The 21,211-nt window shown below is 66.9% G+C and carries 22 protein-coding genes; 16 read left to right on the top strand and 6 right to left on the bottom strand.

The window, feature by feature from the left end; translation table 11 throughout:
* Positions 1-71: 71 nt before the first annotated feature.
* Together ftsY and ASE86_RS07270 are read right to left on the bottom strand one after the other, a co-directional pair.
* On the bottom strand, positions 72-1,004 hold the full coding sequence (ftsY, locus tag ASE86_RS07265) for a signal recognition particle-docking protein FtsY (RefSeq protein ID WP_056424076.1): 933 nt from the start codon (positions 1,002-1,004) through the stop codon (positions 72-74).
* A complete protein-coding gene (locus ASE86_RS07270; RefSeq protein WP_056424078.1) occupies positions 1,001-2,272 on the bottom strand; it encodes a MiaB/RimO family radical SAM methylthiotransferase in 1,272 nt (423 codons plus the stop codon). The genes ftsY and ASE86_RS07270 overlap by 4 nt, the downstream gene beginning before the upstream one ends.
* Between ASE86_RS07270 and ASE86_RS07275 the strand changes: the two genes are divergently transcribed.
* Positions 2,271-2,846, top strand: coding sequence for a DUF924 family protein (locus ASE86_RS07275; protein WP_056424080.1), 576 nt, complete (start codon positions 2,271-2,273; stop codon positions 2,844-2,846). The genes ASE86_RS07270 and ASE86_RS07275 overlap by 2 nt on opposite strands.
* Here ASE86_RS07275 and ASE86_RS07280 read toward each other — a convergent pair.
* On the bottom strand, positions 2,821-4,434 hold the full coding sequence (locus ASE86_RS07280) for a putative bifunctional diguanylate cyclase/phosphodiesterase (RefSeq protein ID WP_056424082.1): 1,614 nt from the start codon (positions 4,432-4,434) through the stop codon (positions 2,821-2,823). The two genes, ASE86_RS07275 and ASE86_RS07280, sit on opposite strands and share 26 nt — an antisense overlap.
* A gap of 259 nt (positions 4,435-4,693) precedes the next feature.
* On the opposite strand from ASE86_RS07280, the gene ffh reads away from it, so the two are divergent.
* The 4 genes from ffh to ASE86_RS07300 all read left to right on the top strand — a co-directional run bounded on the left by ffh (position 4,694) and on the right by ASE86_RS07300 (position 7,985).
* Positions 4,694-6,193, top strand: a complete 1,500-nt coding sequence (gene ffh / locus ASE86_RS07285) for a signal recognition particle protein (protein WP_056424085.1) — start codon at positions 4,694-4,696, stop codon at positions 6,191-6,193.
* A 32-nt stretch (positions 6,194-6,225) separates the two neighbouring features.
* Positions 6,226-6,669, top strand: coding sequence for a 30S ribosomal protein S16 (gene rpsP, locus ASE86_RS07290; RefSeq protein WP_056424087.1), 444 nt, complete (start codon positions 6,226-6,228; stop codon positions 6,667-6,669).
* Positions 6,670-6,756: 87 nt separating this feature from the next.
* On the top strand, positions 6,757-7,272 hold the full coding sequence (gene rimM, locus ASE86_RS07295) for a ribosome maturation factor RimM (protein ID WP_235524012.1): 516 nt from the start codon (positions 6,757-6,759) through the stop codon (positions 7,270-7,272).
* A complete protein-coding gene (locus ASE86_RS07300) occupies positions 7,269-7,985 on the top strand; it encodes a metallophosphoesterase family protein (protein ID WP_056424089.1) in 717 nt (238 codons plus the stop codon). The genes rimM and ASE86_RS07300 overlap by 4 nt, the downstream gene beginning before the upstream one ends.
* Here the strand turns inward: ASE86_RS07300 and ASE86_RS07305 are convergent, their stop codons facing one another.
* On the bottom strand, positions 7,986-8,891 hold the full coding sequence (locus tag ASE86_RS07305) for an NAD(P)/FAD-dependent oxidoreductase (RefSeq protein WP_056426795.1): 906 nt from the start codon (positions 8,889-8,891) through the stop codon (positions 7,986-7,988).
* An 87-nt stretch (positions 8,892-8,978) separates the two neighbouring features.
* On the opposite strand from ASE86_RS07305, the gene ASE86_RS07310 reads away from it, so the two are divergent.
* The 5 genes from ASE86_RS07310 to rplS all read left to right on the top strand — a co-directional run bounded on the left by ASE86_RS07310 (position 8,979) and on the right by rplS (position 12,252).
* Positions 8,979-10,472 (top strand): serine hydrolase domain-containing protein, encoded by a 1,494-nt coding sequence (locus tag ASE86_RS07310; RefSeq protein WP_056426799.1) that lies wholly within the window; start codon positions 8,979-8,981, stop codon positions 10,470-10,472.
* Positions 10,473-10,548: 76 nt separating this feature from the next.
* Positions 10,549-10,758: a hypothetical protein gene (locus ASE86_RS16465; RefSeq protein ID WP_235524013.1), complete on the top strand. Its 210-nt coding sequence runs from the start codon at positions 10,549-10,551 to the stop codon at positions 10,756-10,758.
* On the top strand, positions 10,758-11,132 hold the full coding sequence (locus tag ASE86_RS07320) for a type II toxin-antitoxin system VapC family toxin (protein ID WP_056424093.1): 375 nt from the start codon (positions 10,758-10,760) through the stop codon (positions 11,130-11,132). Before ASE86_RS16465 ends, ASE86_RS07320 begins: the two co-directional genes overlap by 1 nt.
* On the top strand, positions 11,129-11,866 hold the full coding sequence (gene trmD / locus ASE86_RS07325) for a tRNA (guanosine(37)-N1)-methyltransferase TrmD (RefSeq protein ID WP_056424095.1): 738 nt from the start codon (positions 11,129-11,131) through the stop codon (positions 11,864-11,866). Before ASE86_RS07320 ends, trmD begins: the two co-directional genes overlap by 4 nt.
* A complete protein-coding gene (rplS, locus tag ASE86_RS07330; RefSeq protein ID WP_056424096.1) occupies positions 11,863-12,252 on the top strand; it encodes a 50S ribosomal protein L19 in 390 nt (129 codons plus the stop codon). Before trmD ends, rplS begins: the two co-directional genes overlap by 4 nt.
* 141 nt (positions 12,253-12,393) lie before the next feature.
* Here rplS and ASE86_RS15950 read toward each other — a convergent pair whose 3' ends face one another.
* The gene (locus ASE86_RS15950; protein WP_156347059.1) at positions 12,394-12,558 is read right to left on the bottom strand and encodes a hypothetical protein; all 165 of its coding nucleotides are present in this window, start codon (positions 12,556-12,558) and stop codon (positions 12,394-12,396) included.
* Between the two features lie 48 nt (positions 12,559-12,606).
* Here ASE86_RS15950 and ASE86_RS07335 point away from each other — a divergent pair, with 48 nt between their 5' ends.
* The 6 genes from ASE86_RS07335 (at position 12,607) to ASE86_RS07360 (ending at position 19,840) form a co-directional block, all read left to right on the top strand.
* Positions 12,607-14,025 carry a DUF418 domain-containing protein gene (locus ASE86_RS07335; RefSeq protein WP_235524014.1) on the top strand — a complete coding sequence of 473 codons (1,419 nt, stop codon included), beginning with the start codon at positions 12,607-12,609 and terminating at the stop codon, positions 14,023-14,025.
* 41 nt (positions 14,026-14,066) lie between these two features.
* On the top strand, positions 14,067-16,274 hold the full coding sequence (locus ASE86_RS07340) for a DPP IV N-terminal domain-containing protein (RefSeq protein ID WP_056424100.1): 2,208 nt from the start codon (positions 14,067-14,069) through the stop codon (positions 16,272-16,274).
* 62 nt (positions 16,275-16,336) lie between these two features.
* Positions 16,337-17,362 carry an aspartate-semialdehyde dehydrogenase gene (locus ASE86_RS07345; protein WP_056424102.1) on the top strand — a complete coding sequence of 342 codons (1,026 nt, stop codon included), beginning with the start codon at positions 16,337-16,339 and terminating at the stop codon, positions 17,360-17,362.
* A gap of 68 nt (positions 17,363-17,430) precedes the next feature.
* Positions 17,431-17,688: a hypothetical protein gene (locus tag ASE86_RS07350; RefSeq protein WP_235524015.1), complete on the top strand. Its 258-nt coding sequence runs from the start codon at positions 17,431-17,433 to the stop codon at positions 17,686-17,688.
* Between the two features lie 42 nt (positions 17,689-17,730).
* A complete protein-coding gene (locus ASE86_RS07355; protein WP_321162991.1) occupies positions 17,731-18,411 on the top strand; it encodes a prepilin peptidase in 681 nt (226 codons plus the stop codon).
* A gap of 10 nt (positions 18,412-18,421) precedes the next feature.
* The gene (locus tag ASE86_RS07360) at positions 18,422-19,840 is read left to right on the top strand and encodes a coniferyl aldehyde dehydrogenase (RefSeq protein ID WP_056424105.1); all 1,419 of its coding nucleotides are present in this window, start codon (positions 18,422-18,424) and stop codon (positions 19,838-19,840) included.
* Between the two features lie 10 nt (positions 19,841-19,850).
* Here ASE86_RS07360 and hmgA read toward each other — a convergent pair whose 3' ends face one another.
* Complete coding sequence (gene hmgA, locus ASE86_RS07365) at positions 19,851-21,140, bottom strand: homogentisate 1,2-dioxygenase (protein WP_056424107.1); 1,290 nt, start codon at positions 21,138-21,140, stop codon at positions 19,851-19,853.
* Positions 21,141-21,211 lie beyond the last annotated feature (71 nt).

The raw sequence follows: 21,211 nt of genomic DNA on the forward strand, positions 1-21,211 counted from the left end.
ATCACAGAATGGTGCTTCGACAGGCTCGGCACGACCGCAGACAGGCAGGTTTGGCCCGCAACGGGTGACCGTTATAGAAGTTCATCCACCCCGGCGATCATCCGCCCGACCTCGTTGGGGTCGAACGGGCGCAGGTCGTCGATCTTTTCGCCCACCCCGATCGCGTGGATCGGCAGACCGTATTTCTCCGCCGCGGCGACCAGCACGCCGCCCCGCGCGGTGCCGTCGAGCTTGGTCATCACCAGGCCGGTGACGCCGGCGACTTCCTTGAAAACCTCGATCTGATTGAGCGCGTTCTGGCCGGTGGTGGCGTCCAGCACGAGCACGACGTCGTGCGGCGATTCCACGTTCAGCCGACCGAGGACACGGCGGATCTTGGCGAGTTCGTCCATCAGCTCGCGCTTGTTCTGGAGTCGCCCGGCGGTGTCGACGATCAGCACGTCGATGCCGGTCGCCGTCGCCTGCTTGACCGCTTCATAGACGATGCCGGCCGCATCGCCGCCCTCTGCCCCGGAGACGATGGGCACGCCGATCCGCTCCGCCCAGGTGCGCAGCTGGCCGATCGCGGCGGCGCGGAACGTGTCGCCCGCCGCCAGCATCACGCCGTAGTCCTGTTCGAGGAACAGGTTGGCGAGCTTGGCGATGGTCGTCGTCTTGCCGCTGCCGTTGACGCCGATGACGAGGATGACCTGCGGGCGCGGAAAAGCCGCGATCTCCAGCGGCCTGGCGACCGGAGCAAGCGCCTTGGCGATCTCCTCCGCGACGACGACGCGGATGCCAAGCTCCTCCATGTTGCGCTCATACTGCCCGTCGGCCAGCCGCTGGCGGACACGTGCCGACGTTGCGGGGCCGAGGTCGGACGCGATCAGCGCCTCCTCGATTTCGTCGAGCGTCGCATCGTCGAGCCGAGCGGCGCCCAGGCCGGCAAGGTTGCCGGTCAGGCGGTCGGAGGTCCGCTTGAATCCGCCGAGCAGGCGCTGCGACCAGGAGGGAGTGGTGCTCATGCAAATGTTCCGATCAATTCGTTGTCGGCGGTGCGCGTGATCGTCGCCGATACAACATCCCCCGTTCGGGCTGAGCTTGTCGAAGCCCTGTCCTGTTCTTCGTCGGAAGAAGGGCAGCCCTTCGACAAGCTCAGGGCGAACGGGGTGGGGGCCAGTCTGATTTCGGCGAAGTTTTCGGCGCGGCCACGGTCGCCCGGCGCCTCGACCAGCACGCGCTGCTCGGTCCCGACCAGCGTTTCCAGCCACCGCGTGCGATGCGCCTCCGCCGCCGCCCGCAGCCGGGCCGCGCGGTCCTTCACGACCGGCGGCGCAACCTGCGGCATCCGGGCGGCCGGCGTGTCCGCACGCGGCGAATAGGGAAACACATGGGCATGGACGATGTCGCAATCGGCGATCAGCGCCGCGCTGTTGGCGAACATCGCCTCATCCTCAGTCGGGAAGCCGGCGATGATGTCGGCGCCGATCGCGATCTCCGGGCGCTTGGCCTTCAGCCGCCCGACCAGCGCGACCGACTGCGCGCGGGTGTGGCGGCGCTTCATGCGCTTCAAGATCATGTCGTCGCCGGCCTGCAGCGACAGGTGGACGTGCGGCATGACCCGCGCCTCAGCGGTCAGCAGGTCGAACAGGCGGTCGTCGATCTCGATCCCGTCGAGCGACGACAGCCGCAATCGGGGCAGTCCGGGGACAAGTTTCAGGATGCGTTCGACCAAATGCCCGAGCGTCGGGCTGCCGGGCAGGTCGTGGCCGTAACTGGTCAGATCGACGCCCGTCAGCACGACCTCGTTATGACCCGCATCGACCAGCTCGGCGATGCGACCAACCACCGCGCCGGCCGGGACCGATCGGCTGGGACCTCGGCCGAAGGGGATGGCGCAGAACGTACAGCGGTGGTCGCAGCCGTTCTGGACCTCGACCAGTGCGCGGGCGTGGCCTTCGAACCGGACGGTGGTGGGCAGATCGGGCGCGCCCCAGTGTCCGGGCGCCAGCTTGTCGGGATTGCCGACGATACGGTCGACCTCCGCCATCCCGGCGAACCCCGCCGGATCGATCGTCGCCGCGCAGCCGGTGACCACGATTTCCGCGCCCGGCCGCCGTCGCCGGGCACGGCGGATCGCGGCGCGGGTCGCCTTTACCGCTTCGTTGGTGACCGCGCAGCTATTCACCACCACGACATCGCGCGACCCGAGAAAACCCCGGATCGTTTCGCTTTCGGCGATGTTGAGCCTGCAGCCGAGCGTAATCACCTCTGGCGCCAAGGGAGCGAGCATGACGGGGCATCTAGGTGGGACGGCGCATGAAGTCCATGACGAAGCCCGGGCGGTGATCGACTTCTGGTTCGGGCTTACTGAGAAGCAGCAATTCGCCAAGGATGCCGCGCTCGACCGCGAGATCGGCGAGCGGTTCGGCGCGCTTCGCCAGCAGGTCTTCGACACCCGGGCGCAGGGTTGGCGCGACGACCCGCAGACGATGCTCGCCGCCATCATCCTGCTCGATCAGTTCAGCCGCAATCTCTATCGCGGTCAGGCAAAGGCGTTCGAGGCGGACGATCTGGCGCTGGCCCTGACCTACGACGCGATCGCGCAACGCTGGGACAGATCCCTGCCGCCCGAACAGGCGGTGTTCCTGCTGATGCCGTTGATGCACGCCGAGGATGCGGCGGCGCAGGCGGTCAGCGTCGAGAAGTTCGACGCGCTGGGTCGCGAGAACAACGCCCGGTTCGCGCATGACCACCGCGCGGTCTTCGATCGGTTCGGCCGCTTTCCCAGCCGCAACGATGCGCTGGGGCGCGGATCGACCGAGGAAGAGCTGGATTATCTCAGCCAGCCAGGCGCCGGCTGGTAGGCTGGGCCGAAACGCCGAGCATCCGGCGCTCCGCCAGCAAGCGGCGGACGCCGCCGACCGACAGGGGCTTGCCGAAATGCCAGCCTTGCCCCTTGGCGATGCCGAGCGCGATCAGGCGATCCTGGATCTCGCCGTCCTCGACCCCTTCGGCGGTCACCGGCAGGTTCAGGCTCTCGCCCAGCCGGGCGATCGCACCGACGATCGCGGCCGAATCCGGGCTTTCGGTCATCGACGTGACGAAGCTCTTGTCGATCTTGATCCGGTCGAACGGCAGCGCGCGCAGGTGGGCGAGCGAGGAATAGCCGGTTCCGAAGTCGTCGAGCGCCAGGCGGACACCCTGGTTCTTGAGGCTGCCGACGGTCGATTGCGCCAGTGCAAGGTTGTCGAAGAGCGCGGTCTCGGTGATCTCGATCTCGCAGCGCTGCGCCGGAAAGCCGGTTTCGGTCAGCACCTTGATGATCTTCTGCGCCAGCCAGGCGTCGCGCAGCTGCCAGGGCGAGATGTTCACGGAGATGACGAGGTCCGGATCCCAGTCCCGCGCTGCGGCGAACGCCTGGCGCATCACCGACAGCGACAGGTCGGCGATCATGCCGGTTTCCTCGGCGATCGGGATGAACGCCTCCGGGCTGATGAGGCCGCGGGTCGGATGTTCCCAGCGCGCGAGCATCTCGAACCCGGTCAGCCGCCCGGTCGCCAGATCGATCTGCTGTTCGAAATAGGGCACGATTTCCTGCCGCGGAATGGCCAGGCGCAGGCCGCTTTCCAGTTCGTTGCGAACCTGCAACTCGCGCTCCATTGCCGCGTCGAACCAGGCGAAACGGTTCTTGCCCGACTTCTTGGCGGCATACATCGCGATGTCGGCGGCGCGCAGCAGCGTCTCGATCGACGCGCCGTCGATGTCGGATCGCGCAATGCCGACGGAGGCGGAGATGTGGCAGCGGATACCCTCGGCGTCGAACGGCTGCGCCATGCGGCTGACCAGGCGCTCGGCGATGCGGACGACGACATCCGGATTGCCCGAATCGAACAGGAAGCCGCAGGCGAACTCGTCGCCGCCCAGCCGCGCGGTCAGGGCGTTGGGCGGCAGGACACCGTCCATTTCCTGCGCGACCAGGCGGAGAAGCGCATCGCCGACCGCGTGGCCGTGCATGTCGTTGACCGTCTTGAAATGATCGAGGTCGATCGCGAGCACCGCCAGCGCCTTGCCGCGCTGCACCGCACGCGCGACCATCGCAGCGCCTTCCTCCGCGACGCTGCGCCGGTTGTGGAAGCCGGTCAGCGGGTCGCGCGCGGCGAGCGTCTGCGCACGTTCCTCGGCCGCGGTGCGATCCTCGACCTCGCGACGCAGCGCGCGGTGGCGACGCCAGCCGAGCAGGATCAGCGCGACGTTCAGGATGAGGGCGAGCGCCAGCGGCTGGTCGACCGGGGCGGCGGATCGGTCGACCAGCCGGGCGAGCGCGCCGGACAGGACCGTGCTGCCGATACCGACGAACAGCAGGATCGCCGCGACACAGGTCACGCCGGTCATCAGTTCGGCTCGCGATGCGCGCAGGCGCCGGCCGCTCACATCGATCGTCTCGCGTTCCATTCCCACCCCACAAAGGCAACACGCCTGCCTGCACCGGTGGCGGTGTAGATCGGGTTAAGGGACGGGCGGCTTGCGTTTCGGCAGCGGCCGGGCTAGGGGCCGCAGCGATCGTTCCCTTGGCAAAGGGCTGCGTGACGCATCTGCCGCCGGATTTCCCTTTCAGGAAACGGCGACGCCGGCCGACGAGGTTTCGTCCGCCGGCGTTTTTCGCGTTACGTGGCCCGGATAAGCGAGGGTGAGTTTTTTTGGAGTGCGCGCGATGTTCGACAGCCTGAGCGACCGCCTTGGCGGAGTGTTCGACCGCCTGCGGGGTCGCGGCGCGCTGACCGAAGCGGACGTGCGTGCGGCGATGCGCGAAGTGCGCGTCGCGTTGCTCGAGGCCGACGTGGCATTGCCCGTCGCGCGCGACTTCGTCGACAAGGTAACGGAAAAGGCGGTCGGCCAGAACGTCCTGCGCTCGGTCACGCCGGGCCAGCAAGTCGTCAAGATCGTCAACGACGCGCTGGTCGAGATGCTGGGCAGCGATAATGTCGGGCTCGACATCGACGTGACGCCGCCTGCGGTCATCATGCTGGTGGGCCTCCAGGGCTCGGGCAAGACGACGACGACCGCGAAGCTCGCCAAGCTGTTGAAGGGGCGCGAGCGCAAGAAGGTCATGATGGCCTCGCTGGACGTCAACCGTCCGGCTGCGCAGGAACAGCTGGCGGTGCTGGGCACGCAGGCCGAAGTCGCGACGCTGCCGATCGTCGCCGGACAGCAGCCGGTCGATATCGCGCGGCGCGCGCTGCAGGCTGCGAAGCTCCAGGGCTTCGACGTGCTGATGCTCGACACCGCAGGTCGCCTGCACGTCGACCAGGCGCTGATGGACGAGATGAAGGCGGTCGCCGATATCGCGACGCCGACCGAGATACTGCTCGTCGTCGACAGCCTGACCGGCCAGGACGCGGTCAATGTCGCGACGAACTTCAGCGAGCAGGTGCCGCTGACCGGCGTAATCCTGACCCGCATGGACGGCGACGCCCGCGGCGGTGCGGCGCTGTCGATGCGCGCCGTCACCGGCAAGCCGATCAAGTTCGCCGGTATGGGTGAAAAGCTCGACGCGATCGAGCCGTTCCATCCCGGCCGCGTCGCCGGGCGCATCCTGGGCATGGGCGATGTCGTGTCGCTCGTCGAAAAGGCCGCGCAGTCGATCGAGGCCGACGATGCCGAGCGCATGGCCGCGAGGCTTGCCAAGGGGCAGTTCGACATGAACGACTTGCGCGCACAGCTGGCGCAGATGCGTCGCATGGGCGGGCTGGGTGCGCTCGCCGGCATGATCCCGGGTATGAAGAAGGCGCAGGCCGCGATGGCGTCGGGCGCGGTCGACGAAAGGATTCTGCTGCGCATGGACGCGATGATCGGGTCGATGACCGTAAGGGAGCGCGCCAAGCCCGAGCTGATCAACGCCAAGCGCAAGATCCGCGTCGCCAAGGGCTCCGGCACGACCGTGCAGGACGTCAACAAGCTGCTGAAGATGCACCTCGAAATGTCGACGGCCATGAAGCGCATCAAGAAGATGGGCGGGCTGAAGGGCATGATGTCGATGTTCGGCAAGGGTGGTCTTGGCGGCATCGGCAACGCCATTGGCGGCGCCCAGATGGGCGACATGATGGGCAAGCTCGACCAGCAGGGCTCAGGGCTTCCAGGCCTGCCGGGTCTTGGCGGACCGGACGGCATGAAGCTGCCGCCGGGCTTCGAGAATCTTATCAAGAAAAAGTAACAGACGTAATCGTTTAGAGAAGGAAGAAGATAATGGCAGTTAGCATTCGCCTGTCGCGTGGCGGCAGCAAGAAGCGTCCGTATTACCGCATCGTCGTGGCCGACGCGCGCGCATCGCGTGACGGCAAGTTCATCGAGAAGATCGGCACCTACAACCCGCTGCTGGGCAAGGACGACGAGAAGCGTGTCGTGCTCGACGGCGAACGTGCCAAGCACTGGCTGAGCGTCGGTGCGCAGCCGACCGACCGCGTCGCCCGCTTCCTGGACGCCGCCGGCGTTCGCGAGCGCACCGCGCGCAACAACCCGAACAAGGCGAAGCCGGGCGAGAAGGCGACCGAGCGCGCCGAAGAGCGTGCCGAGAAGCAGAAGGCCGCCGAGGAAGCCGCCGCAGCCGCTGCTGCTGCTCCGGCAGCAGAAGCCGCTCCGGCCGAGACGACCGAAGCCAGCGAAGAAACCACGCCGAACGCCGAGGCGTAAGGCGATGGCGGTCGTGGTGCATCGGTCCGGCGGTATTCGCCGCACCGGGCACCGCGACCGCCGTTCTGTTCCGGGGACTGCCCGCCGATGACCACGATGCCAACGAAGGACATGTCGCAAGCCGCCGCGCCCCGTACGCGTGCGGTGACGCTAGCAGCGGTCATCGGTGCGCACGGGATCAACGGCGAAGTGCGGCTGAAGGTGTTCGCCCAAGACCTGGGCGTGCATAAAAGCTTCAACGGAGGCGCGCTGACGCTGAAGGCGCTGCGCACCACCCCGCAGGGCGCCATCGCGCGCTTTGCCGAAATCCCCGACCGCACCGCGGCCGAAAGGATGCGCGGCACCGAACTGACCGTGCCCCGTGACAGCCTGCCGCCGCTGGGCGAAGGCGAATATTATCACGCCGACCTGCTGGGCCTGTCCGCCGTGGCCGAGGATGGGGCGGCCTTGGGCACCGTCGTCGCGATCGACAATTTCGGCGCGGGCGACGTGATCGAAATCGAACGGCCGGACGGCAAGCGCTTCATGATCCCGATGACCGAAGCCGCAGTGCCACGGTGGGATGCGACCACGCTGACTGTCGCAGACGGCTGGGCGGATTGACCCGCACCGCAGTCCTGTCCGACATCCATGGCAATCTGGCCGCGCTGGACGCGGTGATCGCAGATGCGATCGAAAGGGGTTGCGATAGTTTTCTAAACCTTGGCGACAGCCTGTCCGGTCCGCTGTGGCCGGCGGAGACCGCGGATCGCCTGATCGCACTCGATTGGCCGACGATCGCGGGCAATCACGAGCGACAGTTGTTCGGCGCGGCGCTTGGCGCCAGCGACGCCTTCGCCGCCGCACGTCTGACCGACCGTCACTGGCGCTGGGTCGAGAGCCTGCCCGCGATACGCGTGGTGGACGGTGAGCTGCTCTGCCATGGCAGTCCGTCGAGCGATGTCGAGCACCTGCTGTTCTCGGTCGATGCGGCGGGCTTTCGCGCATCGACCGATGCCGAGATCGTCGGGCGTCTCGGCGACACGCCGCCGTTGGTGCTGTGCGGTCATTCGCATGTCGCCGCGGACCGCTGCGTGTCGGATGGGCGGCGGATCGCCAATCCCGGCAGCGTCGGCTTGCAGGCCTTTACCGATGACCGGCCATTCTTCTACGCGGTCGCAAACGGTGACCCGCGCGCACGCTACGCCATTCTCGACGAGGGAAGGCTGACGGGTCGTGCCGTCGATTACGATTTCGGTTCCGCCGCGACACGGGCGCGAGAGGCGGGGTTCGAAGACTGGGCGTTGTGGATAGAGACCGGCCGGGTCTCGCCCTGATCATCGCCGAAGGGGCGCGCGCTCGGCCAGTTCGTTGCGGATCGTCGTCGCAGCCACACCGGCCTGTCCCATGGCATTGCTGATCTGGTCGAGGCCCTTCACGACATCGCCGGCGGCAAACAGGCCGGGAAGCGACGTGCGCTGGTGGTCGTCGACTTCTAGGCAGCCATCGTCGGTCGCCTTTGCGCCGGCGGCGACCGCCAGTCTGGAGCGGATGACCGACCCGAGTGCCGGATAGACGCTGTCGAAGCGGCGCTCGCCCGCAGCCGTCTGCACGACCATCTCGGCGCCATCGGCCATCAGCGGGGTGCAGGGGCCATCGACCCACTCGATCCCGGCATCGGCCAGTTCGCGGCGGCAGGCGTCCGGCAGGTCGTGTTCGCCGTCGTGGGCGATCAGCGTCACATCTTTTGTGTACCCGCGCAGGAACAGCGCCTCGCGCATCCCATGGTCGCCGGTTCCGATGACGCCGACACGCTTGTCCGTGACTTCATAGCCGTCGCAGATCGGGCAATAGCGGATGAGGCCCGCCGCCAGCGCCGCGTCGTGCGCCTCGCGCGGCATATCCGGGCGGTTGTTGACGACGCCCGTCGCCAGCAGGACCGTCCGCGCCTCGAACGTGCGATCGCCGGCGTGGATGCGGAAGTCGCGGCCGACCGGCTCGATCCGCGTGACTTCGACGCACTCGCGCACCGCGCCATAGCGCTCGGCCTGGCGCAGCATTCGGTGGAGCAGCTTCGGCCCCTCGATTCCCTCCGGATAACCGGCATGGTTGTGCGTCCGCGGGATCAGCGCGGCACGGCTCGACCCGCAATCGAACAACCGGATCGAGAGGTGAAAGCGCGCGAGATAGATCGCGGCGGTCAGGCCGGCCGGGCCGGCGCCGATGATGATACAGTCGTCCACGCGCTCCCAAACGACGAAGCCGGCCGCGGTTCCGCTTGGCGCGTTCGAGATTGCCACGTATCCATCGCGCAAACGGGGGAGATGCTCATGAAACGTCTGGCGATCGCACTGGCTCTGGCGGGTATCGCGAACCCGGCCGTGGCGCAGGTGGCGCCGGCCGCCGATGTCGCCAGCGTGACCCCCAGGATCGATGCGATATTCGCCGACTGGGCGCGGGAAAATCACGTGCCGGGCGCGGCCTACGGGGTGGTCAAGGACGGACGCTTGGTTCACGTCGGGACGATCGGCACGCAGGACCAGGAGAGCAGGCGTCCCGTCACCGCCGACAGCCGGTTCCGCATCGCGTCGATGTCGAAGGCGTTCACTGCGCTTGCCATCCTGAAGCTGCGCGATGCGGGCAAGCTGTCGCTCGACGCGCCGGCCGAAAAATACGTGCCCGAGATGCGCGGGTGGACATATCCGACCGGCGACAGCCCGAAGATCACGGTCCGCGACCTGCTTCATCACATCGCCGGCTATGTCGAGGACAACCCGTGGGGCGACCGGCAGCAGGTGCTGACCGAGCCCGTATTCACGAAGATGCTGAAGGACGGCGTGCCGTTCGCGACCGCACCGGGCACTGCGTTCGAATATTCGAACCTGGGCTACGCGACGCTGGGGCGGATCGTCTCGAACGTCTCTGGCGTGCGGTACCAGGAGTATATCCGCCGCGAGATCATGAGACCGCTGGCGATGACCGCGACCGGCTACGACATCTTTGCCTCGCCGAAGGACGCGCGGGCGATCGGTTATCGCTGGCAGGACGGCGGCTATGTCCGCGAACCCGACATGGCCGATGGTGCGTTCGGGGCGATGGGCGGGGTCGAGACGACCGTGAACGATTATTGGCGCTGGGTCGCCTTCCTGCTGTCGGGCTGGCCTGCGCGGGATGGTGCCGACACCGGGCCGGTCAGGCGATCGACCGTGCGCGAGATCGTCGAAGGCGCGAACTTCGCTGGCGGCCAGATGCGATCCGCGACGGTGGGTACGCCCTGTCGGCAGGCGGGCGCGTACGGGATGGGTTGGCGCGTGATCGACGACTGCGACCTTGGCCGCGTGGTGACGCACGGCGGCGGATATCCGGGCTACGGTTCGAACGTCGCCTTGCTGCCCGACGCCGGGGTGGGCGTGTTCGTGTTCTCCAGCCGGACCTACACCGGCGGGGGCACGGCGGTCATGAAGTCGCTACTTGCTCTGCGTGAGGCCGGCCTCGCCAAGCCGCGGGCGACCCCCGTATCGGACGGTCTGGCGGCGGCTTATGCGACGGCCAAGACGGCGTGGACCGCCGGCGATGCTACCGCTGCGCCGCTCGCCAACAACGTCCTGCTCGACCGCGACGCCACCCGCCGGGCGCGCGACATCGCCGACGCCAAGACGGACGTCGGCGCCTGCGCGATGTCGGAGGCGATCCGGCCCATTTCCGCGATGGAAGGGACGTTCGACTGGCACTGCGAGCGCGGCCACATCGCCGGCCGCATCCAGCGCGCACCGACCCCGGTGCTGAGCCTGCAGGTGCTCGACTTCAGGCTCGTGCGGGATTGACGTATATACGGGGTGTATATACGCCAGGCGGATGAGCAGAGAATACCCGGCCAAAATCTTTCGATCGGGCAATTCGATGGCGCTGCGCCTGCCGAAGGCGCTTGGCTTGGCCGAGGGCGACATGGCGACGATCGTTCAGGATGAGGACGGCGGGCTCATGATCAAGCTCGCCGACAAGCCCAAACGCAAGTTCAATGTCGCGAAAGTGGTTGGGTCGGTGCCGGGCTTGAGACTGATCCCTGATGAGGAACGCCTCTTCGAGGAACGCCGGCTGACCTTCGACTGATGCGCTATCTGATCGACACCAACGTCATCATCGTCCTGTTGAGCAATCTGGATGCCAATGTCGTGCGACGCGCATCGGAATGCGATGACGACGACATCGTCACTTCGTCGATCGCGTTCGCAGAAACATGTTATGGATCGTTTCAGGGGCGGCTCCCGTCTCTCGACGTGCTCGGCGCGTTCGTCGAGGAAGTGCCTGTCCTGGATTTCGACCGGGACGCAGCGATGACCTACGCCAGTCTGCCATTTCGGCGCGCGAGTTTCGATCGACTGATTGCGGCCCACGCCCTGTCGCGAAATCTGACCCTTGTCACCAACAATACACGCGACTTCACCGACATTCCCGGCCTGCGCGTCGAGAACTGGGCGCAATGACCTTCGCTGCCACCATCCTGACGCTGTACCCGGAGATGTTCCCCGGACCGCTCGGCGCGTCGATTGCCGGCCGCGCGCTGCGCGAGGGGAAATGGTCGCTCACGACCACGCAGATACGCGACTTCGCGACCGACAAGCACCGGACGGTCGACGACACGCCGGCGGGCGGCGGGGCGGGGATGGTGCTGCGGGCCGACGTGCTCGCGGCGGCGATCGATAGCGTAACCGATCCCGTGCCTATTCTTGCGATGAGCCCGCGTGGACGGCCGCTGACCCAGGCGCGGGTGCGCGAACTGGCGGCGGGGCCCGGGGTCGCGATCCTGTGCGGGCGGTTCGAGGGGTTCGACGAACGTATCTTCGAGGGGCGGGAGGTCGAGCCGGTATCGATCGGCGACTATATCCTGTCGGGCGGCGAGATGGGCGCGCTGGTCCTGCTTGACGCTTGCATTCGGCTGCTCCCCGGCGTAATGGGCGCGGCCCTCAGTGGGGATGAGGAAAGCTTCGAGAGCGGCCTCCTCGAATATCCGCACTACACCCGACCCGTCGAGTGGGAGGGCCGCACGATCCCGCAAGTGCTGCGATCGGGGGATCATGCGAAGATCGCGGCCTGGCGTAAAGCACAGGCCGAGACCGATACACGGCTACGGAGGCCGGACCTGTGGGAGCGTCATGTCGGCGCTCGGGTCCACCCTCCCTCTGGCGCGCGGCAACCGTCAGAGGACGACAAGACATGAACGTCATTCAGCAGCTCGAAGCCGAGCAGATCGCCAAGTTCACCGACAGCAAGTCGATCCCCGAGTTCCGCCCGGGCGACACGCTGCGCGTCGGCGTGCGCGTCGTCGAAGGCGAGCGTACCCGCGTCCAGGCCTATGAAGGCGTGTGCATCGCGCGCGCGAACAAGGGCATGGGGTCGAGCTTCACCGTCCGCAAGATCAGCTTCGGGGAAGGCGTGGAGCGTGTCTTCCCGCTGTATTCGCCGAACATCGACAGCATCACCGTCGTCCGTCGCGGTGTCGTGCGTCGTGCCAAGCTGTACTATCTGCGCGGTCGTACCGGCAAGTCGGCACGTATCGCCGAGCGTCGCGACCCGCGTCCGACCGAGACCGCCGCAGCCGAATAAGCTGCGCGCCCGTCAGGGTTGCGAAGGGCCGTCTCCTGCGAGGGAGGCGGCTCTTTTCGTTTGGCGGTCAGTGGATTCGCTTTCAGCGGCGCCTGCCAAGTGCCGGTGCCGCGGGCGCGATCAAATCCCCGGCGACAGTGGTTACGCGACGTCGCGCAGCATGAAGTACAGCAGGGCAAACCAGGCGAGCAGGCCCAGGACGCCGATGACGTAGGGCAACCGGTCGCGCCAGCCGCGCTCTATGGAGTCGTCGCCGTCCATGTGCGCACCCTTACCCGATGCCACGACGACGACAAGCTTGCGCAAACCGCAAAGTGTGGTAGTCTGGCGATACACTCCGGGGGGAGACGATTCTTGACCGACGCCATGACGATGACGACCGCGACCGAGCCGGATGGCGCACCGCGTGTCGCCAGCCTGGATATCCTGCGCGGGCTCGCGATCCTGGGCATCCTGTTCATGAACATCAACGACATGGGCGCGTCGATCTGGGCGTTCTGGGCACAGGACATCCGCCATGTCGGCTGGTCGCAGGCCGACCAGGTCGCGTGGTTCCTGCGCGAGGTCTTCGCCGACGGTACCGCGCGCTGCATGCTCGAAATGCTGTTCGGCGTCGGCATGGTCATTCTGACCGATCGCGCGGCCGGCGCGGTCGCCGCCGCGCCGCCGGCGAGCCGGACCGGTCGGATCGTGCGCAAGCTGTTCGGCCCGTGGCCGATCCTGCGCAGCTATGCGTGGCGCAACATCGTCCTGTTCCTGTTCGGTCTGGTCCACGTGTTCGTCCTGCTGTGGCCGGGCGACATCCTGCACACCTATGGTCTTGCTGCACTGGTTGCGGTGCTGTTTCTACGGCTGGGGCCCAAGACATTGCTCGGGATCGGTCTGAGCATGGCGATGCTGCAACTTGTCGGGGGGGGCATCGGCTATCTGACCGTTCCCGGCCAGCGCGCCGAGATCGCCCGGCTGGAAGCCGAACAGGCGCGCGGCACCGTTCTGACCAAGGCGCAGGCGGAACAGGTCAAGGCTGCCGTCGAGCGCCGGACGGAGCGTGCCAAGGCGAAGGCTGAGGAGGGCGTCCGGGTCGCTGCCGAGGACAAGGCGCGCAGTGCCGCGACCGGAAGCTTTGCCGGCTGGGCCGATGCTGCCTGGGGGTTCTTCACGCATATCCAGACGCAGGGCCTTGAAATCCTGTTCATTTGGGAAGCGGCGGCGACGATGCTGATCGGTGCCGCGCTGTTCAAATGGGGCGTCATCCAGGGTGCGCGGTCGCGGGCATTCTATGTGCGCATGACGCTGATCGCCTATGCGATCGGCTTGGGTAGCCGGACGATCGGCGCGTTCGATCGCATGCGGTTCGACGACGCGCCCTCGATCATGTGGGGGCTGTCGGAGGTGTCGCGCCTTGCGACGACGCTCGGGCATATCGGGCTGGTGCATCTGCTGCTGGCGACTGCGTTCGGCACGAAGCTGCTGCGACCGTTCGAGGCGGCGGGGCGGACCGCGCTGACGATCTACATCGGCCAGACGATCATCTGCCTCTGGATACTCTATCCGCCGTTCGCACTCGGCCTGTACGGTACGCAGGGTTGGATGGCGCTGATGCTGACCGCGGTCGCGGTGAATGCCGTGCTGCTGATCGCGGCCAACTGGTATGTCGGCCAGTACCGGATCGCGCCGGTCGAATGGGCGTGGCGGTCGATCGTCGCGCGCCGCGTCCTGCCGATCCGCAAGCGGTCGCCGCTCGTTGCAGGAGGGGTGCCGGTCGCAGCCTGAGCGCTTGGCGAAGCATGCGGCGGTCGGATAGGCTGCGCCCCATGCTTCGCACCACTCTCGCGGCGCTTGCCGCTTCCGTCGCCGTCATGTCCATTCCCGCCCAAGCCGACGACCTGACGCTCGACCGCGTCTTCGCCAGTCCCGACCTGGCCGGCGAGCAGCCGCGCGCGCTGAAACTGTCGCCCGATGGCCGGTTGCTGACCTCGCTGCGCCCGCGGGCGGAGGAGAAGGATCGCTTCGATCTTTGGGCGATGGACACCGCGACCGGCCAGTGGCGGATGCTGGTCGATAGCAAGAAGGTCGGCACCGGCGCCGATCTGAGCGAGGCTGAGAAGATGCAGCGCGAACGGGCGCGCATCGGCGGCCAGCGCGGGATCGTCTCCTATCAATGGTCGTCGGACGGCAAGTCGATCCTCGTCCCGCTCGATGGCGATCTCTATCTCGCGACGCTCGACGGGCAGGTGAAGCGCCTGACCAACACGCCGGGCGGCGAGCTCAATCCGCTGGTCAGCCCGCGCGGCAATCTGCTCAGCTTCGTCCGCGACCAGAACCTCTACGTCTCCGACCTGAACGGCGGGGAAGCGCGCAAGATCACGCCCGATGGCGCCGGGACGGTGCATTGGGGTGAGGCGGAATTCGTCGCGCAGGAGGAAATGGATCGCACCACCGGTTACTGGTGGTCGCCCGACGAGCAGTACGTCGCTGTCGAACGGTTCGACGAGGCGCCGGTCGGCACCGTCGTCCGCGCAGCGATCGGTGCGGACGGGACGCGGGTGTTCGAACAACGCTATCCGGCCGCCGGCACGCCGAACGTACTGGTCGAGCTTTACGTGATGCGCCCGGACGGCACTGGCGCGGTAAAGGTCGATCTGGGCAAGGACCGCGACATCTATCTGGCCCGCGTGAAGTGGGCGCCGGACGGCAAGACGCTATACGTCCAGCGTCAGAACCGCGAGCAGACCGTGCTCGACGTGCTGAAGGTCGATCCCGCGACCGGCGCGTCGAGCGTCCTCTTCACCGAAAAGTCGGGGTCGAAGAGCTGGGTGAACCTGTCGAACGTGTTCGTGCCGATGACGGACGGCAGTATCGTCTGGTGGTCGGAACGCGATGGCCACGGCCACCTCTACCGCTTCGATGCCGGCAAATGGACGCAGCTGACGAAGGGGCCGTGGGAGGTCGCCGGGATCAACGGCGTCGATGAAAAGGCCGGAAAGCTCTACTTCAACGGCAACAAGGACGGCGCGCTCGAACGCCACGTCTATGCGCTCGACCTGAAGACGCTGGCGACCACGCGCCTGACCGAGGCGGGCTGGTGGAACAATGCCACCGCCGACGAGGGCACCAGCCGCTTCATCGTCCAGCGCTCCAACCCGACACAGCCGACGCAGGTCTATCTGGCGGACGCAACCGGCAAGCGACTGTCGTGGATCACCGAGAATGCGATCCGGCCGGGGCACCCCTACTACCCGTATCTCGCCAGCCATGCGGAGACCAAGTTCGGCAGCCTGAAAGCGCCGGACGGCGAGACGCTGTATTGGGAAATGCTGACCCCCAAGCTCGAGCCGGGCAAGAAATACCCGGTGTTTTTCGAACATTACGGCGGCCCGCACAGCCAGACGGTGACGCGCAACTGGGGACCGCCGCTGCACCAGCTGCTGGTTGACAAGGGCTACATCGTCTTCATGATCGACAACCGCGGCTCCGCCAATCGTGGCAAGGCCTACGAGGATGCGATCTGGCACGCGATGGGCGGGGTCGAGGTGCGCGACCAGCTCGCCGGCGCGAACTACCTGAAGTCCCTGGATTTCGTCGATCCCAGGCGCATCGCGACCTATGGCTGGTCCTACGGCGGGTACATGACGCTGAAGATGCTGGAGGCGAATCCGGGCGTCTATGCCGCCGGTATCTCGGGCGCGCCGGTGACGAAGTGGGAACTCTACGACACCCACTACACCGAACGCTACATGGGCACCGACCCGATGGGCCGCGACAAGGCGGCGTATGCGAAGTCGGCGGCGATCGAGGATGGCCCTAAGATCAGCGACCCGTTGCTGCTGATCCACGGCATGGCGGACGATAACGTCGTGCTCGACAATTCGACCGCCTTCGCCGCCAAGATGCAGGCGACGAACACGCCGTTCGAGATGATGTTCTACCCCGGCAAGACCCACTCGGCCGGCCGCGACATCCACGTCTGGACGACGATCCTGAACTTCCTCGATAGGACGGTTGGGGCCGGCGGAAAGTAGAGCTTTGCTTGCCCGCGCGCCGGCCCACCGCTAGGGCCGCGCGCGAGCAAGTGGAGGGTTTCATGGGGTATCGGGTCGTAGTCGCCGGCGCGACGGGCAATGTCGGGCGCGAGGTTCTCGCCATCCTGGCCGATCGCGAATTTCCGATCGACGAGATCGCGGTGCTCGCGTCTGCGCGCAGCCAGGGCGACGAGGTCGATTTTGGCGAAACCGGCCGCAAGCTCAAGATCCAGAATATCGAGCATTTCGACCCCGCGGGCTGGGACATGGCGATCTTCGCGATCGGGTCGGAGGCGACCAAGCTTCACGCGCCGCGTTTTGCTGCCGCCGGCTGCACCGTCATCGACAATTCGTCGCTGTTCCGGATGGACCCGGACGTGCCGCTGATCGTGCCCGAAGTGAACCCGGACGCGATCGACGGTTACAAGGCGAAGAACATCATCGCCAATCCGAACTGCTCTACCGCGCAGATGGTCGTCGCGCTGAAGCCGATCCATGATGCCGCCAGGATCACGCGCGTCGTCGTCGCGACGTATCAGTCGGTGTCGGGCGCGGGGAAGGCCGGCATGGACGAGCTGTTCGAGCAGAGCCGCAACATTTTCGTCGGTGACTCGGCCGAGCCCAGAAAGTTCACCAAGCAGATCGCGTTCAACGTGATCCCGCACATCGACAGCTTTCTGGACGACGGATCGACCAAGGAAGAATGGAAGATGGTGGTCGAGACGAAGAAGATCCTCGACCCCAAGATCAAGGTCGTCGCGACCTGCGTCCGCGTACCCGTCTTCGTCGGACATGCAGAAGCGCTGCATATCGAGATGGAGAACGAGCTGTCGGCCGAGGACGCGCAGAAGATCCTGCGCGAAGCGCCGGGCGTGATGCTGGTCGATAAGCGCGAGGACGGCGGCTATGTCACTCCGGTCGAATGCGTCGGCGACTATGCGACCTTCGTCAGCCGCGTGCGCGAGGACCCGACGGTCGAAAACGGTCTCGCACTGTGGTGCGTCAGCGACAACCTGCGCAAGGGTGCGGCGCTGAACGCGGTGCAGATCGCCGAACTGCTCGGGCGGCGGCATTTGAAGAAGGGCTGATCGGCCCTTACGATCTGGATCGCAACGATTCTGCGCGGCCCGGCGCCTGACGTAGGCGTTGGAGACGCATGGATGAGAGCCCCTTCGTTACCGGCCTGAAGTGGTTCGCCACCGGCACCGGCATCACCGCCGCCTTTATGGTGTCGCTCGACAGCGGGCGACGCGTGACCGGGTGGGGGTTCGTGATCTTCGTCGCCTCTGCCATCGCTTGGATCGGAGGGGCGGTGCTGACGCGGGACTGGGCGCTGACGGCGCAGAACGGCGTGCTGCTGGGCATCAACCTGTTCGGCGTGTATCGCTATCTGATCCGCAAGAAGAGCGAGTAACGCGCGATTTACTGGGCGATCGGCCTCGGGGGCCTGGGGGCGATCTTCGGCAGCTTCATCGCGACCGTCGCGGTGCGCTGGCCCGCGTCTGCACTCGGTGGGCGGTCGTGGTGCGATGGCTGCGGGCGGACGCTGCGAGCGCTCGAGCTGATCCCGATCCTGATCTGGCTGGTCCTGCGGGGGCGCTGCAGCACATGCGGGGCACGCATCGGTACGCTGCATCCGGCGATCGAGCTGATCGGCGCCGTAATCGGGATGGCGGCGGGTGTCGCCGCTACGGGATCGCTGGCGGTCGCCGGCGCGGTGTTCGGATGGATTTTGCTGCTCGCCGGCGCGATCGATTTCGTTGCGTTTCGCCTGCCCAACCCGGTGACGATGGCGCTCGCCATGCTGGGGCTGGCGACGGGTGTCGCCGGTCTGGCGCCGGACCTGACCGATCGCGCGGTCGGCGGCGTTGCGGGCTTCGGCACCCTCTGGCTGATCGCTGCCGGATACCGGCGCCTGCGCGGCCGGATGGGGCTTGGCGGGGGCGATGCGAAGCTGCTCGGTGCGATCGGGCTTTGGCTCGGTTGGCGGGCGCTTCCCTGGGTGGTGGTTGTCGCCTGCCTGATGGGGCTGGGCTGGGCGCTCCTACGGCGGATGCGTGCGGACGATCGGCTGCCGCTCGGCACGCTGCTCGCGGTTGCGGCTTTCGGGATGTGGATCGCCCTTAATCTGCGATAGGATCGCGCGCATGACCGACCTTGTCCAATTGCTCGAACGCCAGCGCGCCGCCATCATGATAGAGATTCCCGTCGCCGCGGCGGTGCGCAAGGATCGGCTGAAGCGTGCCATAGCGCTGGTTCGCGACCATGCCGACGCCTGGTGCGATGCGCTCAGCGAGGATTTCGGTCACCGCAGCCGCGAACAGTCGATGATTACGGACATCGGCGCGTCGATCGGCCCGCTGTCCCATGCGCTGAGACATGTCGATCGCTGGATGGCCCGCGAGAGACGCAGCGTGCGATTTCCGCTCGGGCTGCTGGGGGCGCGGGCGTGGGTCGAGTATCAGCCCAAGGGTGTCGTCGGGGTGATCGCGCCGTGGAATTTCCCGGTCAACCTGGTGATGGCGCCGCTCGCCGGCATCTTCGCGGCGGGCAACCGGGCGATGGTCAAGACATCCGAATACACTCCGCGAACGGCTGCGTTGTTCGAGGAACTGGCGGGTCGATATTTCGCAGCGGACGAACTCGCCTTCGTGTCGGGTGGGCCGGAGGTCGGACAGGCCTTTGCCGCGCTGCCGTTCAACCACCTGATCTTCACCGGCGCGACCGGGATCGGGCGGCACATCCTGCATGCAGCGGCGGACAATCTGGTGCCGGTCACGCTGGAGCTTGGCGGCAAATCGCCGGTGATCGTCGGGCGGTCGGCCGATATCGCGCGCACGACCGAGCGGATCGCGCTCGGCAAGATGCTGAATGCGGGGCAGATCTGCCTCGCGCCCGATTATCTGCTGGTGCCGGCCGACGAGGAGGGGGCGGTGGTCGACGGGCTGAAGGCGGCGGCATCGGCGATGTATCCGACGCTGCTCGCGAACCCGGACTATACCGCGATCATCAACGACCGGCATCATGCCCGCCTGACCGACTGGATCGCCGACGCGCGCGCGAAGGGCGCCGACGTCGAGGTCGTGAACCCGGCAGGCGAGGACTTCGCTGCGAGCAACAGCCGCAAGATGCCGCTCCACATCATCCGCGGTGCGACCGACGACATGACGGTGATGCAGGAGGAGATCTTCGGCCCTATCCTGCCGATCCGCCGTTACGAGCGCGTCGACGACGCCATCGCCGAAGTAAACCGCCGCGACCGGCCGCTGGGGCTGTACTATTTCGGCGCGGATGCAGCCGAACAGGCGCGGGTGCTCGATCGGACGATCTCCGGCGGGGTGACCGTCAACGATGTCGTGCTGCACGTGTCGATGGAGGATCTGCCCTTCGGCGGGATCGGGCCGTCGGGCATGGGCGCCTATCACGGCCGCGACGGGTTCCGCACCTTCAGTCATGCCAAGGCGGTGTTCAGGCAATCGCGCCTGGATGTGGCGAAGCTGGCCGGGCTGAAGCCGCCCTATGGCAAGGCGACTTGGCGGACGATCGCGCAGTCGGTGAAGGGCTAACGGCCGCGCTTCAGGGCAACCGCGCCTTGGGAAAGTCCGCCCAAACCTCGTCGTAATCCTCGTCCAGCGCGCTCGTTTCCAGGGCGTAATCGGTCGCGCGGAAGACCCAGCGGCTTTCGATCATGAAAGCCATCGTGCCGTCGATCTTGTGCGGTTTCAGCTCCGCCTCACTCGCGCCCTTCCAGCTGGCCACATCGGGGCCGTGGCCGCTCATCTGGTTGTGCAGCGACAGCGCGCCGGGGCGGAAGCCATCGGCCTTCGCGTCATAGGCGCCGTGGATCAGACCCATGCACTCGCTCATCGTGTTGCGGTGGAACCACGGCGGGCGGAACGTGTCTTCCGCCACCATCCAGCGCGGCGGGAAGATGACGAAGTCGACGTTGGCGGTACCGACCATGTCGCTCGGCGAGGTCAGAACGGTGAAGATGGACGGATCGGGATGGTCAAAGCTGACCGTGCCGATCGTGTTGAACCGCGACAGATCGTAGCGACACGGCGCGAGATTGCCGTGCCAGGCGACGACGTCGAGCGGCGAGCGGCCGACCTGCGTCGTCCACAGCGACCCGAGGAATTTCTGGACCAGTTCATAGTCGCCCTCGACATCCTCGTACCACGCGACCGGCGTTTCGAAATCGCGCGGATTGGCGAGGCCGTTGGCGCCGATCGGGCCAAGGTCGGGCAGGCGAAACGGCTGGCCGTGGTTTTCGGCGACATACCCGCGCGCCGGGCCATCGGGCAGCTCGACGCGAAAGCGGACGCCGCGCGGGACGATCGCGACTTGGCCGGGTGCGACGTCGATCCGGCCCATCTCCGTGAGCAGGCGGATTGCGCCCAGCTCGGGCAGGATCAGCAGTTCGCCGTCCGCGGACACAAAGGCGCGGCGGACCATGTCGGTCGTCGCGTGGTACAGGTGCACGGCCACGCCCGTCTGCGCCGCCGGGCCTTCGCCGGCGACCAGCATCGTCGTCAGGCTGTCGAGCCAGTCGCCTGGATGCGCCTGTTCCAGCGGGCGCCAGCGCAGGCGGTTGGGCGCAAGCGGTGCGTCGCTAGTGCCGGGGGCGAAGTGCTCGGCACCGGTGTAGCGGGTGAAGGCGGGGTGGCTGGCCGACGGGCGGAGGCGGTAGAGCCACGACCGGCGGTTCTCGTGCCGCGGCGCAGTGAAGGCGGTGCCCGACAGCTGCTCGGCGTACAGGCCGTAGGCTGGCTTCTGCGGCGAATTGCGGCCCACGGGCAGGCTGCCTGCGACCGCTTCGGTGGCGAAGTGGTTGCCGAAGCCGGTCATGTATTGGGGATCTGTCATCGTTTTCTCCACCCGCCGGCCCGTCGGACCCGGCGAAGCCGTGTCCTGTGGACCGGCTTGCCGTGCCGGCC

This window comes from Sphingomonas sp. Leaf33, from assembly GCF_001421785.1.
Classification (GTDB): Bacteria; Pseudomonadota; Alphaproteobacteria; order Sphingomonadales; family Sphingomonadaceae; genus Sphingomonas.

Coding starts and splice junctions, on each gene's coding strand:
- ASE86_RS07345 (WP_056424102.1), top strand. CDS start 16,337: ATGGGGTATCGGGTCGTAGTCGCCGGCGCGACGGGCAATGTCGGGCGC.
- ASE86_RS07350 (WP_235524015.1), top strand. CDS start 17,431: ATGGATGAGAGCCCCTTCGTTACCGGCCTGAAGTGGTTCGCCACCGGC.
- ASE86_RS07270 (WP_056424078.1), bottom strand. CDS start 2,272: ATGCTCGCTCCCTTGGCGCCAGAGGTGATTACGCTCGGCTGCAGGCTC.
- ASE86_RS07280 (WP_056424082.1), bottom strand. CDS start 4,434: ATGGAACGCGAGACGATCGATGTGAGCGGCCGGCGCCTGCGCGCATCG.
- ftsY (WP_056424076.1), bottom strand. CDS start 1,004: ATGAGCACCACTCCCTCCTGGTCGCAGCGCCTGCTCGGCGGATTCAAG.
- ASE86_RS07340 (WP_056424100.1), top strand. CDS start 14,067: ATGCTTCGCACCACTCTCGCGGCGCTTGCCGCTTCCGTCGCCGTCATG.
- rplS (WP_056424096.1), top strand. CDS start 11,863: ATGAACGTCATTCAGCAGCTCGAAGCCGAGCAGATCGCCAAGTTCACC.
- rimM (WP_235524012.1), top strand. CDS start 6,757: ATGACCACGATGCCAACGAAGGACATGTCGCAAGCCGCCGCGCCCCGT.
- rpsP (WP_056424087.1), top strand. CDS start 6,226: ATGGCAGTTAGCATTCGCCTGTCGCGTGGCGGCAGCAAGAAGCGTCCG.
- trmD (WP_056424095.1), top strand. CDS start 11,129: ATGACCTTCGCTGCCACCATCCTGACGCTGTACCCGGAGATGTTCCCC.
- ASE86_RS07275 (WP_056424080.1), top strand. CDS start 2,271: ATGACGGGGCATCTAGGTGGGACGGCGCATGAAGTCCATGACGAAGCC.
- ASE86_RS07320 (WP_056424093.1), top strand. CDS start 10,758: ATGCGCTATCTGATCGACACCAACGTCATCATCGTCCTGTTGAGCAAT.
- ffh (WP_056424085.1), top strand. CDS start 4,694: ATGTTCGACAGCCTGAGCGACCGCCTTGGCGGAGTGTTCGACCGCCTG.
- ASE86_RS07360 (WP_056424105.1), top strand. CDS start 18,422: ATGACCGACCTTGTCCAATTGCTCGAACGCCAGCGCGCCGCCATCATG.
- hmgA (WP_056424107.1), bottom strand. CDS start 21,140: ATGACAGATCCCCAATACATGACCGGCTTCGGCAACCACTTCGCCACC.
- ASE86_RS16465 (WP_235524013.1), top strand. CDS start 10,549: ATGGCGCTGCGCCTGCCGAAGGCGCTTGGCTTGGCCGAGGGCGACATG.
- ASE86_RS07310 (WP_056426799.1), top strand. CDS start 8,979: ATGAAACGTCTGGCGATCGCACTGGCTCTGGCGGGTATCGCGAACCCG.